At 67.5% G+C, this 14,833-nt stretch carries 13 protein-coding genes; 5 read left to right on the top strand and 8 right to left on the bottom strand.

Features of this window, described 5'->3' with window-relative positions:
- Nucleotides 1-85: 85 nt before the first annotated feature.
- From AA983_RS02880 to AA983_RS02860, 4 genes are all read left to right on the top strand, one after another.
- On the top strand, nucleotides 86-1,456 hold the full coding sequence (locus AA983_RS02880; protein WP_047310651.1) for an NAD-dependent succinate-semialdehyde dehydrogenase: 1,371 nt from the start codon (nucleotides 86-88) through the stop codon (nucleotides 1,454-1,456).
- A 39-nt stretch (nucleotides 1,457-1,495) separates the two neighbouring features.
- Nucleotides 1,496-1,954 carry a hypothetical protein gene (locus AA983_RS02875; protein ID WP_187036279.1) on the top strand — a complete coding sequence of 153 codons (459 nt, stop codon included), beginning with the start codon at nucleotides 1,496-1,498 and terminating at the stop codon, nucleotides 1,952-1,954.
- 107 nt (nucleotides 1,955-2,061) lie between these two features.
- Complete coding sequence (locus AA983_RS02870) at nucleotides 2,062-2,745, top strand: type 1 glutamine amidotransferase domain-containing protein (protein ID WP_047310650.1); 684 nt, start codon at nucleotides 2,062-2,064, stop codon at nucleotides 2,743-2,745.
- Between the two features lie 468 nt (nucleotides 2,746-3,213).
- A complete protein-coding gene (locus AA983_RS02860; protein WP_047310648.1) occupies nucleotides 3,214-3,837 on the top strand; it encodes a hypothetical protein in 624 nt (207 codons plus the stop codon).
- A 63-nt stretch (nucleotides 3,838-3,900) separates the two neighbouring features.
- On the opposite strand, the gene AA983_RS02855 is transcribed toward AA983_RS02860, so the two are convergent.
- From AA983_RS02855 to AA983_RS02820, 8 genes are all read right to left on the bottom strand, one after another.
- On the bottom strand, nucleotides 3,901-5,562 hold the full coding sequence (locus AA983_RS02855) for a dihydroxyacetone kinase family protein (protein ID WP_047310647.1): 1,662 nt from the start codon (nucleotides 5,560-5,562) through the stop codon (nucleotides 3,901-3,903).
- Nucleotides 5,563-5,716: 154 nt separating this feature from the next.
- A complete protein-coding gene (locus AA983_RS02850; protein ID WP_047310646.1) occupies nucleotides 5,717-6,556 on the bottom strand; it encodes a FitA-like ribbon-helix-helix domain-containing protein in 840 nt (279 codons plus the stop codon).
- A gap of 170 nt (nucleotides 6,557-6,726) precedes the next feature.
- Nucleotides 6,727-7,818: a cytochrome d ubiquinol oxidase subunit II gene (cydB, locus tag AA983_RS02845; protein ID WP_047310645.1), complete on the bottom strand. Its 1,092-nt coding sequence runs from the start codon at nucleotides 7,816-7,818 to the stop codon at nucleotides 6,727-6,729.
- Nucleotides 7,819-7,833: 15 nt separating this feature from the next.
- Nucleotides 7,834-9,342 carry a cytochrome ubiquinol oxidase subunit I gene (locus tag AA983_RS02840; protein WP_047310644.1) on the bottom strand — a complete coding sequence of 503 codons (1,509 nt, stop codon included), beginning with the start codon at nucleotides 9,340-9,342 and terminating at the stop codon, nucleotides 7,834-7,836.
- 114 nt (nucleotides 9,343-9,456) lie between these two features.
- Nucleotides 9,457-10,197: a hypothetical protein gene (locus tag AA983_RS02835; RefSeq protein WP_047310643.1), complete on the bottom strand. Its 741-nt coding sequence runs from the start codon at nucleotides 10,195-10,197 to the stop codon at nucleotides 9,457-9,459.
- 100 nt (nucleotides 10,198-10,297) lie between these two features.
- Nucleotides 10,298-11,116, bottom strand: a complete 819-nt coding sequence (locus AA983_RS02830; protein WP_156170133.1) for a hypothetical protein — start codon at nucleotides 11,114-11,116, stop codon at nucleotides 10,298-10,300.
- 89 nt (nucleotides 11,117-11,205) lie between these two features.
- Nucleotides 11,206-12,042, bottom strand: coding sequence for a hypothetical protein (locus AA983_RS02825; RefSeq protein ID WP_047310641.1), 837 nt, complete (start codon nucleotides 12,040-12,042; stop codon nucleotides 11,206-11,208).
- Nucleotides 12,043-12,049: 7 nt separating this feature from the next.
- Nucleotides 12,050-12,781, bottom strand: a complete 732-nt coding sequence (locus AA983_RS02820) for a hypothetical protein (protein WP_047310640.1) — start codon at nucleotides 12,779-12,781, stop codon at nucleotides 12,050-12,052.
- Nucleotides 12,782-12,946: 165 nt separating this feature from the next.
- Here AA983_RS02820 and argS point away from each other — a divergent pair, with 165 nt between their 5' ends.
- A complete protein-coding gene (gene argS / locus AA983_RS02815; RefSeq protein WP_047310639.1) occupies nucleotides 12,947-14,734 on the top strand; it encodes an arginine--tRNA ligase in 1,788 nt (595 codons plus the stop codon).
- The last annotated feature ends 99 nt before the right edge of the window (nucleotides 14,735-14,833 follow it).

The following is a 14,833-nucleotide window of genomic DNA, read 5'->3' as shown; positions in this document are numbered from 1 at the left end:
GTGAAAAACTGCGTGCAGGAATGCTTCTGGGGGCCGGTGGTGTTGTGGTCGATGAGAGAGCTCATCGATCTGAAGGAGAGACCTCATGGCCTACCGCACCGAAAACCCCGCCACCGGCGTCGTCGAGAAGGAGTACAACTCCGCGACGGATGCTGACGTCACCCGCGCCATCGAGCGCGCCGACGCCGCGTTCGGCACGTGGCGCACGACGGACGCGTCCGAGCGCGCCTCCGTCCTCGCCAAGGTCGCCGACCTCTACGACGAGCGCGCCGACGAGCTCGCCCGTGTCATCGGCGCCGAGATGGGCAAGCCGCTCGCGCAGGCGCAGGGTGAGGTCGCGCTCGCGTCGTCGATCTTCCGCTGGTACGCCGAGCACGGTGAGGAGCTGCTCGTCGAGGAGCAGCTGAACATCGGCGACGACGCGAAGTCGCTCGTCGTCACCGACCCGATCGGTGTGCTCATGGGCGTCATGCCCTGGAACTTCCCGCACTACCAGGTCGCGCGGTTCGTCGCGCCGAACCTCATGCTCGGCAACACGATCCTGCTCAAGCACGCCTCGATCTGCGCGCGCACGGCCGAACTGATCGAAGAGATCCTCCACGCCGCGGGTGTGCCGCAGGATGCCTACATCAACCTGTTCGTCAGCAACGAGCAGATCACGTCGATCATCGAGGACCCGCGCGTGCGCGGCGTCTCCCTGACCGGTAGCGAGGGCGCCGGCAAGGCCGTCGCCGAGACCGCGTCGCAGAACCTCAAGAAGAGCGTCCTCGAACTCGGTGGCTCGGACGCGCTCATCGTCCTCGACGACGTCGACGTCGCCGAGACGGCGAAGGCCGTCGCCACCGCGCGCATGAGCAACGCCGGGCAGGCCTGCAACTCCCCGAAGCGCATCTTCGTGCCGTCGACGATGTTCGACGACTTCGTCAACGGCGTTGTCGCCACCGTCGAGGGCATAAAGGTCGGCAACCCGGACGACGAGGGCACGGACATGGGCCCGCTTTCGTCGGTCGAGGCTCGCGACGACGCGATCGCTCAGGTCGAGCGCGCCGTCGAGCAGGGTGCGACCCTGCGCACGGGTGGCACGGCGCTCGAGCAGGACGGCGCCTGGATGGCCCCCGCCGTGCTCACCGGTGTCACGCGTGAGATGGACGCCTTCAAGGAGGAGATCTTCGGGCCCGTCGCCGTCGTCTACTCCTACGACTCGATCGACGAAGCCGTCGAGCTCGCCAACGACTCCTCCTTCGGCCTGTCCGGCTCCGTCTGGGGCAAGGACACCGACAAGGCGGAGCAGATCGCCCGACGCCTCGAGGTGGGCATGACCTATGTCAACGAGCACGGCACGACGAAGGCCGGCCTGCCATTCGGTGGTGTGCGCCGCTCCGGTTATGGGCGTGAGCTCGGACGCTGGGGCTTCGGCGAATTCGCCAACACGAAGCTCGTCCGCGTCGCCAAGTGATCGATGCGTCGTGACCCGCGACGCGAGGAGGGAACAACCATGACTCGTTTCACCCGACTGATCGAATCCGTCCGATCACTTGCCGAGCCGGCCCCGCCGGCGACCCGTGGGCAGGAGGTGGCCCGTCTCGGCCTCGGAACCTTCATGTCGTTCGCCGGTGTCTCGCACCTCACGTTTGCCCGCAAGGACTTCCAGGCGCAGGTGCCGGACTGGTTTCCGATGGACAAGGACGTCGTCGTCCTCGCCTCCGGTGTCGTCGAGGTCGCGCTCGGTGCGGCGATGCTCACCCTGCCGCAGCGTCGCGCCGCGGTGGGGGTGGCGCTCGCCGCCTTCTACGCCGCGATCTTCCCCGGCAACATCAGCCAGTACGCCGAGCGGCACGACGCATTCGGCCTCGACACCGACACCAAGCGCCTCGTCCGCCTGTTCGGCCAGCCCGCCCTCATCGCTGCGGCGCTGTCGGCGGCTGGGTTCCCCCGACGCGGTTCGCGTCGCTGATCTCACCGCTTCGCACCCAAGAGAAGTGCCTCACCTACAACAAGTGCCGACTCGCCCCGACGCGAACGCCACGCGCTGCTGCGCACTGAATCACCAAGGAGATTGACATGTCCAACGTTCTCTTCGTCGTCACCGGCGCCCGCTCCTGGACCCTGGCCGACGGTTCGAGCGTCCCGACGGGATACTGGGCGGAAGAACTTCTCACCCCCTACCGTCTGATCACCGGGGCAGGTCACTCGGTCACGTTTGCCACGCCCGGTGGTGTGACGCCGGTGGCCGATGAGGTCAGCCTCGCCCCCGACGCGAACGGCGGCGCGGACGTGCGTCCTGACCTCGACGCGATCGACGGCCTGCAGCACCCCATGAAGCTCGAGGACGTCGTCCTCGGCGACTATGACGCGGTGTTCTACCCGGGTGGGCACGGCCCGATGGAAGACCTTGCGCAGGACGCCACGTCCGGCAAGCTCATCGCGGACGCGCTCGAGGGCAGCAAGCCTGTCGCGATCGTGTGCCACGGCCCGGCGGCGCTGCTTCCGGCGCGGACGTCGGCGGGCGAGCCCGTCGTCGCCGGACGCAAGATCACCGGCTTCTCGAATGAGGAGGAGAAGGCCGCCGGCAAGGCTGACAAGGCCAAGTGGTTGCTGGAGGACCGGCTGCGCGAACTCGGCGCTGACGTCTCGACCGGCCCCGCCTGGCAGCCGTTCACCGTCGTCGACGGTGACCTGCTGACGGGTCAGAACCCGGCATCGTCCGAGGCGCTCGCCAAGAAGCTGCTCGAGCGCCTGAGCTGAGCCTGGCTGCGCGACGCGCGAACATGCCGAAGGCGCCTGGATCCCCGTGGGGTCCAGGCGCCTTCGGTGTTCACGGGCGGCCGGCGGACGGCCGATTGGGCTCGGCTCTCACGTGGCGTGGCGCCTCGTCGTGCGAGATGAACGGGCTCAGTCCGCTGCCCCGCGCATCAGGGGGATTCTCGCGACGAGGACGACCAGCGAGGTGAGCGCGCAGAAGAGAGCCGGGCTCGCGCTGATGGACAGGCGTGTCGTGAGCAACCCCGCTGCGAGACGAGGTGTGTGCTCGGCACCTCGATGCGCCCGGACGTCGGCCGACGAGCGCCGGCGGGCAGCTTGAGCAGCGTCGACTTGCGTCGTCGTGCACGGCATCGCCGTGACATCCGTGATGGGATGGCTCGAGCGAGACCGGGAGGGTCGCTCGGCGCGTGAGCGCGAAGGCGCCACGGCTCTCGCTGAGGGAGGAACGGCATGACGACGTACCGACGCGACCGCTTCGACGGCTACATCGCGGGCGCAGGCTCGACGTCCGGGCGGCGCTTCGTCGTCGGGGTGTGGGAGCGTTCGCCCCTCGGTGCGTTCGCCGACGTCATGGTGGCGCACCCCGACGGGTGCCGGGAGTTGCTGGCCCCGAGCGAGCAGGTGGCCGAGTACGTCTCGGGCACCTACCAGTTCGATGGGGTGACGCTCGTCGATGTCGTGGTGGATCGCTCGGTTCGTGACGGGGGTGAGCGTTGGGTGGTCCAGGCAGGTGAGCTGCAGCTGTCGCTCGCAGTGGGAGGGCGACTGCTCCTGGCTGCGCCGTTGCTGCCGGTGCGCGGGCCGCTCGTCCACCCGCTCACGGCCCGCCTCATCGACCCCGTGGCGCGCCGGGTGATGACGGGCGTGCGCACCTCGGGTACGGCGGGCAACGGGCGGCGCGAGCACTATCTCGCCCAGGATCTGCATGCCGTCGAGCACATCGAGGGCACGTGGGCGGGCGAGCCGGTGGGAGCGCTGGCCGACGTCGCGCCCGAGCCGAACTTCGGGTTCAGTTCCACCCCGCGCCGCCCCGCCGTCACCCGCGTGACGACGTTCGTCGAGGTGCCGCGGTAGTCGGTGAACAGCGCCGGCGCGAGCGGACGCTCCGCGACCGTGCTCAGACGAAAGAACCGCGTGTCACTGCTGTGACATTGCTTCTCGCACGGCCTCCAGCCACATGACGACGGCAGTGGCGCCCGGGTCTTCGTACCCCTTCGCGCGCTCACCGAGATAGCTGGCGCGCCCCTTGGTGGCGACGGCGTCCGAAGTTCGGGCGGCACCCTCCCGAGCAGCCGTCACGACGGCGTCGATGCCCGAATCGGCCGCGTCCGCGGCAGGCTCCAGGGCGTCGACCATCGTGCCGTCACCGGGCTGGGCGCCGCCGAGTTCCCGGACGCCCGTGACGCCAGCACGCAAAGCGTCACCCCACGACGCCCCGTCCGCGAGTGCCTGCGCGGCGCGCAGAAGAAGCATCCCGTACGGCGGGCCCGACGTGCCGCCGATCGCCCGTCGGCATCGCGCGGAGAGTTCCTGGAGCAACGAGGCCGCGTCGCCTTCGCCGGGGTCGTCGAGCCAGGCCCGGGCGCCGCGAGCGAGCGCCGATCCGAGGTCGCCGTCGCCGACGTGCTGGTCGGCCGCATCGAGTTCGGTGCGTGCGCGCAGAAGGCGCTCGCAGGCAGCGTCGATGACCTGGCGCACGAACGGGTCGGCCTCGCCCGCCGGGCCCCCAGCGCGGTCGGCGGATTCAGGGGTCGTCACGACGCTGAGGGCCGGGCGCCGAGCGTCCGGGAACCCCGGCCACGCGGGCGACGCGGTGGGTGTGTCGAGCAGGTCGAGAAGACCGTCGTCAACGGGCAGGAGTGACACGTGCGCACCGGACATGTCGAGGGAGGTGAGTACCGGGCCGGCCCAGAGACGCTCGACGACGACGCCCCGATTCGTCAGGGCGGTGTGCGCACCCCGCGCGACGATGTCGAGTTCGCTCGGCGGGGTGGCGCCGGCGGTGCCGACGAGGGCGACGACGCGGTCACCGTCGACGATCTCGCGGTCGTCGAGGATCCGCCCGACGAGCGTCTGTGCGATGTCGTCGGCGCTGGTGAGGCGCGTGCGCTCGACGCCGGGTTCACCGTGGATGCCGAGGCCGAGCTCGATCTCGTCGTCACCGAGTTCGAAGCTCGGTGCGTCCGCGCCGGGGGTGGTGCAGGGGGCGAGGGCGACGCCCATGGTGCCGAGGTGTCCGGTCACCCGTGTGGCCACGTCGTGCACCTCTCGCAGTGTGCTCCCGGATTCCGCAGCGGCTCCCGCTACCTTGTGGACGAGGACGGTACCCGCGAGACCGCGCCGTCCTGCGTGTGTGTCGTCGTCGCTGAGCGCCACGTCGTCTCCGACGACGACCATTTCGACGTCGAGGCCGTCATGGCGGGCGAGTTCGGCGGCCATTCCGAAGTTGAGGCGGTCGCCGGTATAGCTCTTGACGATCAACAGGCAGCCGGCGTCACCGGTGACGGCGCGGATGGCGTCGAGCACCGCGTCGACGCTGGGCGAGGCGAACACGCCGCCACTGACGGCGGCCGTCAGCATGCCGTGTGCCACGTATCCGGCGTGCGCCGGCTCGTGACCCGCGCCGCCGCCGGAGATCAACGCCACCGGCACCGTCGCGCGGTTGTCATCGTTCACGACCCGGTCGGTGCGAACGACCGTCTGGCTCGAGCCGAGCAGGCTGACGTTCGGCTGAAGCAGCACGCGTCCCTCGAGCGATTCCCGAACCACGGCGTCCGCGTCGTTGATGAGTTTCTTCATACGTTCATGCAAGCACGAACAGGGCCCGAACGGTCGGGATGAGATCGCCTGTGCGGTGGGCCGGGGCCAAGGCCCGGACACCATCCCCTTCACACTTTTGGCGCCCTCGCGGGTGGCGAGTTTGCCGACGGCGTGCGGCTGCTCTCGCAGAGCGTTACCGCGACGGCTGTTCGGTTGCGTCGATGAGTACCTTCAGAACGTAGTCTTCGAAGGTCCGCCCATGCGCCGCTGCCTGCCGTTCGAGCTGGGTGCGCACCTCCTCGGGCACACCGTTGACCACGATGGAGCGCAGTCCCGCCTCGGGCTCGTCGATAACGACGTCACCACGCAGGGCGTAGAGGGCGTGTTCGACGACGTGCGGCTCGACGCCGAGACGCTCCGCGACTTCGGCCGCGAGGCAGAGGTATTGTCTGTACTCCTCGGGGGTCCACCCCCACGACTTCCACCCCAGGGTGGTGGCAACGCGGGAGTCGAGAATCAGCGGCTTCGGGTGGGTTGTGTCAGGCAGCTCGTACCCGAGGAAGTAGATCCACTTCGTGAAGAACGCCGGGCCGAAGTACTTGATCTTGAAGCCACCGGACTGGAGGTCGCGGTAGACGTCGACAGGGTCGGCGCCGCCGCGAATGGCCTGGTAGGAGTCGAACAGCTTGGTCGTGATCCCCGGGTCGGAAAGGGGCCGCTGGCAGCGGTAACTAGTCAGACCTTGGAAACCGGCGCCCCAGCCGCACATGAGCACGTAGAGATCCAGTGCGTCCTCGGGCGTTGCAACCTTCTCGGCGGCGTTGAAGATCTCGCGGCGGGTCACGTCTCGCCGTGCCGGTGAACCCGCCTCGGCAGAACGCAGGTACGGCGCGAGGGGCGTCCCTTCGGGCCACTTGGCGCGCCAGGTAGCAGGGAAGAAGTGTTCCTTCTGCTCGTAGACCTTCTCGTCGGACCACGGCAGGCCCTTTCCACCGCGTATCGCCGCGACGATCTCTTCGACGTTGGTTGTCATCTTTCCTCCGTTGCCCGGCTGTTCTATGGCGTCAGCTTGTCAGGAGGAGGGCGCCCGAGTGCGCCGTTTCGAGATGCCGCTCAGTTCGACTTCGCAGCGCAACCAGCAGGGAACATCAGAACGCCGCCGCCCGAATCGGGCGGCGGCGTCCTCGTGCGACCGGGCGAGCCTCAGTGCACCTTGATCGGGTCGGGCCTGCTCGGGTCGACGGCCTCCGGAATGTGCTTGGTCGTGATGCGCTTGCGGAAGACCCAGTACGTCCAGCTTTGGTAGAGCACCACGAGCGGCGTGAAGATGAGCGCCACCCACGTCATGATGACGAGCGTGTGGTGCGAGCTCGACGCGTTCTCCGTGGTGAGCGACCAGGCCGCGTTCGTCGTGCTCGGCATGACGTTCGGGAACAGCATGACGAAATACGTCAGCACGAACAGCGCGATGGCCACGAACGTGCCCGCGAAGGCTGCGCCCTCCTTGCCGCGCAGGTTGAACGCGAGAGCCGCGAGGAAGAACAGAGCCACGAGCACCGACGTCACCCACGAGGTCACAGTTCCGACCTCGATGCCGAGCCACACGAGCAGCACGACGGCGAGCACGGCAGCGGCAAGCCCCGTCTTCGTCGCGAGCGCACGGGCGTCGTGGCGGATGGCGCCGTCCGTCTTGAGCGCGACGAAGAAGCAGCCGTGCGTCATGAACACGAGCATCGTCACGACACCGCCGAGCAGCGACAGCGGGTTGAGCAGCGTGAAGAGGTTGCCGGTGAACTCCATGTCGGCGTTGATCGGCAGGCCGCGCACCATGTTCGTCAGGGCGACACCCCACAGGATCGCGGGGATGAACGAGCCGACGATGATTGCCGTGTCCCAGCCCTTGCGCCACGCCACCGAGTCACGCTTGTGGCGGTACTCGAAGCCCATGTTCCGCACGATGAGGCCGACGAGGATGATGAGCAGCGGCAGATAGGCCGCGGAGAACAGCGTCGCGTACCAGTTCGGGAACGCCGCGAACGTCGCGCCACCGGCGGTGAGCAGCCACACCTCGTTGCCGTCCCACACCGGGCCGATCGTGTTGAGCAGCACGCGGCGGCGCTTCTCGTTCTCGCCGATGTGGTCGGTGACGGGGTCCGTCACCTGATCCGTCGAGTCCGCCTTGCCCTTGCCGAGCACCGGCAGGAGCATGCCGACGCCGAAGTCGAAGCCCTCGAGGACGAAGTAGCCCGTCCACAGGACGCCGATGATGATGAACCAGAAGGTGGTGAGTTCCATCGTTCAACTTCCCTGTCAGTACGCGAACGAGAGTTCGTCGTCGTTCTTCGAACCGTCGGAGTGCCCACCGGGCAGGTCTTCCCCGTCGTCGGCGACGGGTTCGGCGCCCTTCCTCATGTAGTCCATGAAGAGCTTCACCTCGACCACGGCGAGTGCTCCGTAGAGGAGCGTGTAGACGATCATCGAGGTGAGCACCTCGCCGGCGGAGACGCTCGGGCTGACGCCCTGCTTCGTCGTCATGACGCCGTAGACGACCCACGGCTGGCGGCCGATCTCGGTGAAGATCCAACCGATGCTCATGGCGAAGACGGGGGACAGGGCGCCGACGAGGGCGGCGGGGCCCATCCAGCGGTTGACGGGGTTGCGACCCTTACGGGTGATCCACAGGACCCACACGCCGATGGCCATGCAGATGCCGCCCCAGCCCATCATCCAGCGGAAGCTCCAGTACGACCACATCATGTTGGGCGTGTAGCTGTCCGCGGAGGTGAGCTTGCCCTCGTTGAACTTCTTCTGCAGTTCCGGTTCGAGGTCGTTGACGCCCTCGACCTTGCCGTGGAAGTCGCCCGTGGCGAGGAAGCTGAGCAGGTTCGGCACGGTGACGGCGAACTTCTCCTCCTTGCCGTCGCGGGTGCCGACGGTGAAGATCGAGAACGGGGCGTCCTTCTCGTATGTGTCGTAGAGGGCTTCCGCGGCGGCCATCTTCATCGGCTGCACCTCGGTCATCACCTTGCCCTGGAGGTCTCCGGTGACGACGACGCCGAGGCTCGCGACGAGCATGACGATGGCGCCGACGCGCGAGGCCTTGCGGTACATCGTGAGGTCGTCGGCGGTGGGGGCGACCTTCGTCGCGCCGCCCGTCTCGACGGCGTCAGCGGCCGCGCGGGCCTCGAGGGTGCGCTTGCGCAGGTTCCAGAGCATGACGCCCATGGCGACGGCGCCGCCGACCATGTACGAGCTGAACGCGACGTGGGGGAAGGTGACGAGCTGCACCTTGTTGAGCAGCACGGCGCCGAAGTCGACGAGCTCGGCGCGCTGGGTCTCCGGGTTGAAGCGGTAGCCGACCGGGTTCTGCATGAACGAGTTGGCGGCGAGGATGAAGTACGCCGACAGCAACGTGCCGATGTGCACGAGCCAGATGCAGGCGGCGTGAATCTTGCGCGGCAGGCGGCCCCAGCCGAAGATCCACAGGCCGAGGAACGTCGACTCGAGGAAGAACGCGAGCAGCGCCTCGATCGCGAGCGGCGCACCGAAGATGTCACCGACGAAGCGCGAGTAGTCGCTCCAGTTCATGCCGAACTGAAACTCCTGCACGATGCCGGTGACGAGGCCCAGGGCAAAGTTGATGGTGAACAACTTGCCGAGGAACTTGGCGAGGCGCAGGTGCTGGGTGTTACCCGTGCGCAGCCATGCGGTGTGGTAGCCGGCGACCAGGGCCGAAAGGCCGATCGTGATCGGCACGAACAGGAAGTGGTAAACGGTCGTGATGGCGAACTGCCACCGCGCCAGTTCCAGGACATCCATCGGTTGTGACCCCTCGACGAGACTTGTGAAGACTTTCACAAGAAAGGCTACTCAGGAGTTTCCGATCTCCAGAGGACCTAGGTCCTCACTTGCGGGTGGGATGTGTCACGGGCCTCACTTGCCCGTGGAACCCGATGCGCCGGAACCGGACTGGCCGCCCAGCACGGACGTGATCGGCTTCGCTCCCGAGGGGGCCTTGTACGTCTCGACGGAGTTCCACTTCGAGAACGTGTAGTTCGCCTTCGTGTTCGTCAGCTTCGAGCTGTAGTTCTCGATCTTGACGACCTGCGGCTTGTCGTCACGGGTGACGACGAGCTTGACCGCGTCCTTTGCGTCGGAGGCGCTGACGGTGTACGTGTCCTTGCCCGCGGTCTTCGTCTCGGCGACCTTGGCGTCCTTCGACGCAAGCTTCTTACCGTCCTCGGAGTCGAAGAACTCGGTGAGCATCTGCTTGACGTCGAGCGCCGGGTTGGAGGCGGGATCGTTGGCCGCGCCCTTCCACCACTTGCCGTTGAGCTTCTTCGCGTCGGTGGCGTTGGCGCCGATCTGCTGCCAGAAGTCGGTGTTGGCCTTGAGGTAGGCCTGCTTGCCGATGACGAGCCCCTCGGAGGAGGCCTTGCCCTGCGTCTGGATCTGCTTCTGGTTGGAGCCGTTCGTCGCGCCGTAGGCGCTGAACGTCGTGCGCGTGCCGTTGACGGAGCCGACGATGTCGACGGAGGTCGACTTGGCGGACGTCGACGAGGACTTGGCGTCCTTCGTGAGGTCAGCGGCGCTCGGGGTTCCGCCGCAGGCGCTCAGGGCGAGGAGGGCGGCGCCCGTCGTCAGCGTGGCGGCAGCCGTGGTGCGCAGCGTCATGAGGGGTGACTCCGTATCGCGTCGGGGAGGCTCGGCGGTGAGCCACTGTGCCAAACGCGCGTGGCGCGCCCAAAGTGCCCGGCGTGTCGGGTGGGTGGGATCAGGTCGTGGAGGAGGCTTCGACGGGCGGACGCGTCAGGGTGGTCTTCGGGGCCACGATGTCGGAGTAGTCACCGTCGTAACCGGAGAGCTCGTCGATGCCGGTGCCATCGCCGTCGGTCCCGTACCCCTCGACCTTGCGGATCTGATTGCTCTTGGGATCGATCCAGGCCCTCAGCACACCGTTTTCGTTCTCCACGCAGTACATCCGCTGCCCGTCCAGTGTCTCCATGGTGACCGAGGCGGCCTTGCCGGTGAGCGCCTGGACGATCTCGCTGTCCTCCTCGAGGAGTTCGTCGACGTGAGGCACGATTGTCATGTCCTCGATGGCGGTGCGTGTCCATTCGTCGTCGGGCGAACGCGTCCAACGGTTCGCGTAGTCAGTGGCGTACTCGCCCCAGTACGTCGCATCTCCCTTGACGTAGAGCGTCGCGCCGATGAGGCGCAGTTCTTCTGTGCCGTGGTCGAGTTGCGTGTAGGTCAGTGCTTGGGGCGTACCGATGATTCGGCCCCGTCTCGTCGTGGTGGACATTTCGCCGCCGGGCACGGTGATCGTCGTGCGGATGGTGAGAGTCTTCGTCCGGACGAGCACGTCCTGGGCTCGCGAGATGAGGACGGACGCGGTCGGCAGGTTGTCGGTGCTCGGCAGATTGTCCGTGCTCGGTGTGGCGGCCGGGGTGGTCGACGTGGTGCTCGAGTTCAAGGTGGTCTTCGCCGGCGCGACGCTCTTGCCGGCGACGCTGCATCCACCGAGAACGGCGAGGGCGAGCGGCGCGCTGACGAGAGCCTGCACGCGGCGAGCGCGAGGGGTGGTTGTCAAGGCGGTTCGTCTCCGAGGGGTCGTCAATCGGAGCGAGCGCTCGACTGCGCGCTCATCATGGCACGCGGGTTCGGCGCGCCACCAGAGCGTCAGGTCGTCTTCTCGGTGCCGGATTCGGGGTCGGCAGAACCCAGGTCGAGCGCGCCCTTGGGGGCGGTGACCTCGAACTTCTCGTTCCAGCGCGAGAAGGAGGCCAGGGCGAACTCGTCCTCACCGGGTGAGGCGTCCTCGATCTTGAGCAGGTTGTACTTGCCGTCGGCGCTCGCCCAGACGACGGTGTCACCGTCGGCGCCAGTGATCTTGTACGCCTCCACCCCGTCGACGGTGTCTCGGGTGAGCTCGGCGTCGTCGGAGGCGAGCGTCTTCCACTTAGGGTCGCTGTCGTCGGTCATCGCGTCGAAGATCGGCTTGATCGACATGTCGTCGAGATCGTTGTCCTCCCAGGTCGACGCAGGTGCCTTGACCCAGCGGTCGGCGAACGACGACGCGTCCGGGAGCGTGGGGTCGTCCTGCGCGACGGCCTTCCAGTAGGCGTCGTCGCCCTTGAGGTAGATGTCGGAGCCAATGCGCCGCAACGTGAAGTTGCCGATCTCGTCGCTCGTGAAAACGATGTCGCTCGGGTCGGTGTCGAGGTCTCCGGTGATGATCGCCCGTGGAGACTTCTCGTCCATCGCGTCACGACCGTCGACCCGCAGCGAGGTGTAGGCGTCGATGCGGTCCTGCGTCTTGCTCCACGCAGCCGTGGCGGAGGGCAGTGTCGTGCTCGATGAGCTGGACGAACTCGAGGACGACGCCGGCGTCGCCGCGCCCGGACGCGACGGCGCCGCCGCGTCCGAGCCCATCGTGCACCCCGAAAGCGTCACCGCGAGAAGCGCGGAGACGGTCGAGGCCACGCTGAGGGGACGCAGCGGCGCCGTCGTCGTCATCGGAGCGTCAGCCCTTGATGAGGTCGGTCATCTTCTTGGCGCCGCTCGGCGCCTTGATGCCGTAGTCCTTGTCGTGCGAGAGGAAGTTGACGGTCGTCATCTCGTCGTTGGAGGAGGACGAGGTCTTGGCCTCCCAGCCCTCGACCTTGAGGACGTCGCGCGAGTCCTCCTTCGAGACCCAGGCCTTGACCTTCTTGTCCTCGCTCTCGATCTTCCACGCGTCCTTGCCGTCGACCTTCTCGTCGGTGACGGTGGCCTTGTCCGACAGCAGCTTCTTGTTGGACGCGTTGTTGTCGTCCTTGAGCTCCTTGACGAGGTCCTTGAGCGTGTCGCTCGCGTCCTCGCTGTTGCTCTCGGGGGACTCGACCCACTTGTCGGCCATCATCGACGTCATCGCGCTCGAGGCGCCGCTGTTGCCCATCGCGGACTTCCAGTAGGCGGAGTCGGCCTTGATGTAGGACTTGCTGCCCACGATGACGGCCTCCATCTTGCCGCCCTCCATCTCGCCCGAGAGCGTCTGCGGGTCGCCGTCGACGTCACCCTTGATCGTGAAGCTCGCCGGCTTGCCGTTGCTCTTGCCCGAGGCCTTGACCTCCATGCTCTTGTACTTGCCGGCCGACTCCTGGGAGGCGTTCCAGGCGTCCTTGGCCTTGGGGGCTTCTTCGCCGCCGCAGGCCGCCAGGCCCATCGTGGCGGTGGCGGCGATCGCGACGGCGGCAGCCGTGCTGCGGAGCTTCATGGTGTTTCCTCCCGTGGGGTGCAATTCTTCGTCGTCAGTCTTACAGACTCGGGGAGTCCGACGCCGCCGCCCTCGCTGAGGTTCCGCCCGAGTTCTCACGCAGTGGGCCGGCGGGGCCGTGCGACGCAGCAGAACTGATTTGCGCCGCCGCTCTAACCTTGACGTATGGCAGATCCCATCGCTTCGTTGACCGGTTTCGTTCAGAACGCCATCGCCACGTCGTTCGGCGAGGAGTGGCGAGACGCGGACCCTGTCATCCGACCTGCCAACAAGAAGCAGACGAGCGCCGACGTCCAGGTCAACGCGGCGATGGCGCTCGCCAAGAAGGTGGGCAAGAACCCGCGCGAGGTGGCGACGGCCATCGTCGAGGCGCTCAAGGCGGACTCCGCTGCAATGCAGCTCATCTCGGACGTCGAGATCGCCGGCCCGGGCTTCCTTAACATCACGCTGTCGACGGACTGGGTGGCCGCGCAGGCCTCCACGATCCTGGCCGACGGCACGCTCGGTGTCCTGCCCCCGAGCAAGCTCGAGGTCATTCCGCTCGACTACTCCTCGCCGAACGTCGCGAAGGAGATGCACGTCGGTCACCTGCGCACGACGGTCGTCGGTGACTCGCTCGCGCGCGTGCTCGAGCGCCTCGGGCACACCGTCGTGCGCCAGAACCACGTCGGCGACTGGGGCACGCCGTTCGGCATGCTCATCGAGCACCTGCTCGAGGTCGGCGAGAACAGCCCCGAGGCGGAGCTCCTCGAGACCGACCCCAACGCCTTCTACCAGGCTGCGCGCGTCAAGTTCGACACCGCCGAGAAGGCCGAGCCGGCCGGCTCGAAGGGCGACTTCAACATGCGGGCCCGCAAGCGAGTGACGCTGCTGCAGGGCGGCGACCCCGAGACGCTGGCGCACTGGAACAAGCTCATGGACCGCTCCAAGGCGTACTTCAACCGGGTGTACTCGACGCTCGGCGTGACGCTGACGGACGCCGACCTCGCGGGCGAGTCGACGTACAACGACGAACTCGCGGGCATCTGTGAGGACCTCGAGTCGCGCGGTATCGCGCGGATCTCCGACGGCGCGCTGTGCATCTTCCAGGACGAGTTCACCGGCCGTGACGACGCTCCCGTGCCGCTCATCATCCGCAAGAGCGACGGCGGCTACGGCTACGCGACGACCGACCTCGCCACCGTCCGGCACCGCTCGCAGGATCTGCTCGGCGACCGGCTCGTCTACGTCGTCGGCGCGCCGCAGAACCTGCACTTCCGCATGACGTGGTCGGCGGCCGACAAGGCGGGCTACATCCGGCCGGAGTCGACGCCGATCCACGTGCAGATCGGTTCGGTGCTCGGCGCGGACGGCAAGATGCTCAAGACGCGTTCGGGTGACTCGGTGCGGCTCATGGAGCTGCTCGACGAGGCCATCGAGCGCGCCGAGAAGGTCGTCGCGGAGTCGAAGGCCGACATGACGGACGCCGAGCGCGCCGTCGTCGCGCGCCAAGTCGGCATCGGCGCGGTGAAGTACTCGGACCTGTCGGTCTCCCACGACAGCGAGTACACGTTCGACTTCGACCGCATGCTCGCGCTCACCGGCAACACGGGCCCGTACCTGCAGTACGCCGCCACGCGTATCCGCTCGATCCTCGCCAAGGCCGCCGACGCGGGTGCGACGCCTGCGTCCGCCATCACGATCGGTGAGGACGCCGAGCGCGCGCTCGCGCTGAAGCTGCTCGACTACGGCGCCGTCGTCGCGCTCGTCGGCGAGACGCTCGAACCGCACCGGCTCGCCGCGTACCTCTTCGAACTCGCGACGGCGTTCACGGCCTTCTACGAGAAGTGCCCGGTGCTCAAGGCCGACGACGACGCCGTGCGCGACTCGCGCCTCGCCCTGTGCGCCCTGACGCTGCAGGTGCTCAGCGACGGCCTCGGCCTCCTCGGCATCGAGACGCCCGAGAAGATGTGACGCCCAGCGGCGTTTGCGTTGGGGGCCTTGGTGCAGCTGACGCACTTCGGTGCAGCTGATGCGGTTTGAGCAGGCTCAGAGTGCGTCAGGTGCACCGAA

Origin of the sequence: Dermacoccus sp. PE3 (assembly GCF_001021715.1) — a bacterium.
Classification (GTDB): Bacteria; Actinomycetota; Actinomycetes; order Actinomycetales; family Dermatophilaceae; genus Dermacoccus; species Dermacoccus abyssi.
This window is presented reverse-complemented; position numbering and strand designations above follow the sequence as displayed.

What these genes read in the sequence shown, in the direction of transcription:
- AA983_RS02880 (WP_047310651.1), top strand. Translation starts at nt 86, where the DNA reads ATGGCCTACCGCACCGAAAACCCCGCCACCGGCGTCGTCGAGAAGGAG.
- AA983_RS02875 (WP_187036279.1), top strand. Translation starts at nt 1,496, where the DNA reads ATGACTCGTTTCACCCGACTGATCGAATCCGTCCGATCACTTGCCGAG.
- AA983_RS02870 (WP_047310650.1), top strand. Translation starts at nt 2,062, where the DNA reads ATGTCCAACGTTCTCTTCGTCGTCACCGGCGCCCGCTCCTGGACCCTG.
- AA983_RS02860 (WP_047310648.1), top strand. Translation starts at nt 3,214, where the DNA reads ATGACGACGTACCGACGCGACCGCTTCGACGGCTACATCGCGGGCGCA.
- AA983_RS02855 (WP_047310647.1), bottom strand. Translation starts at nt 5,562, where the DNA reads ATGAAGAAACTCATCAACGACGCGGACGCCGTGGTTCGGGAATCGCTC.
- AA983_RS02850 (WP_047310646.1), bottom strand. Translation starts at nt 6,556, where the DNA reads ATGACAACCAACGTCGAAGAGATCGTCGCGGCGATACGCGGTGGAAAG.
- cydB (WP_047310645.1), bottom strand. Translation starts at nt 7,818, where the DNA reads ATGGAACTCACCACCTTCTGGTTCATCATCATCGGCGTCCTGTGGACG.
- AA983_RS02840 (WP_047310644.1), bottom strand. Translation starts at nt 9,342, where the DNA reads ATGGATGTCCTGGAACTGGCGCGGTGGCAGTTCGCCATCACGACCGTT.
- AA983_RS02835 (WP_047310643.1), bottom strand. Translation starts at nt 10,197, where the DNA reads ATGACGCTGCGCACCACGGCTGCCGCCACGCTGACGACGGGCGCCGCC.
- AA983_RS02825 (WP_047310641.1), bottom strand. Translation starts at nt 12,042, where the DNA reads ATGACGACGACGGCGCCGCTGCGTCCCCTCAGCGTGGCCTCGACCGTC.
- AA983_RS02820 (WP_047310640.1), bottom strand. Translation starts at nt 12,781, where the DNA reads ATGAAGCTCCGCAGCACGGCTGCCGCCGTCGCGATCGCCGCCACCGCC.
- argS (WP_047310639.1), top strand. Translation starts at nt 12,947, where the DNA reads ATGGCAGATCCCATCGCTTCGTTGACCGGTTTCGTTCAGAACGCCATC.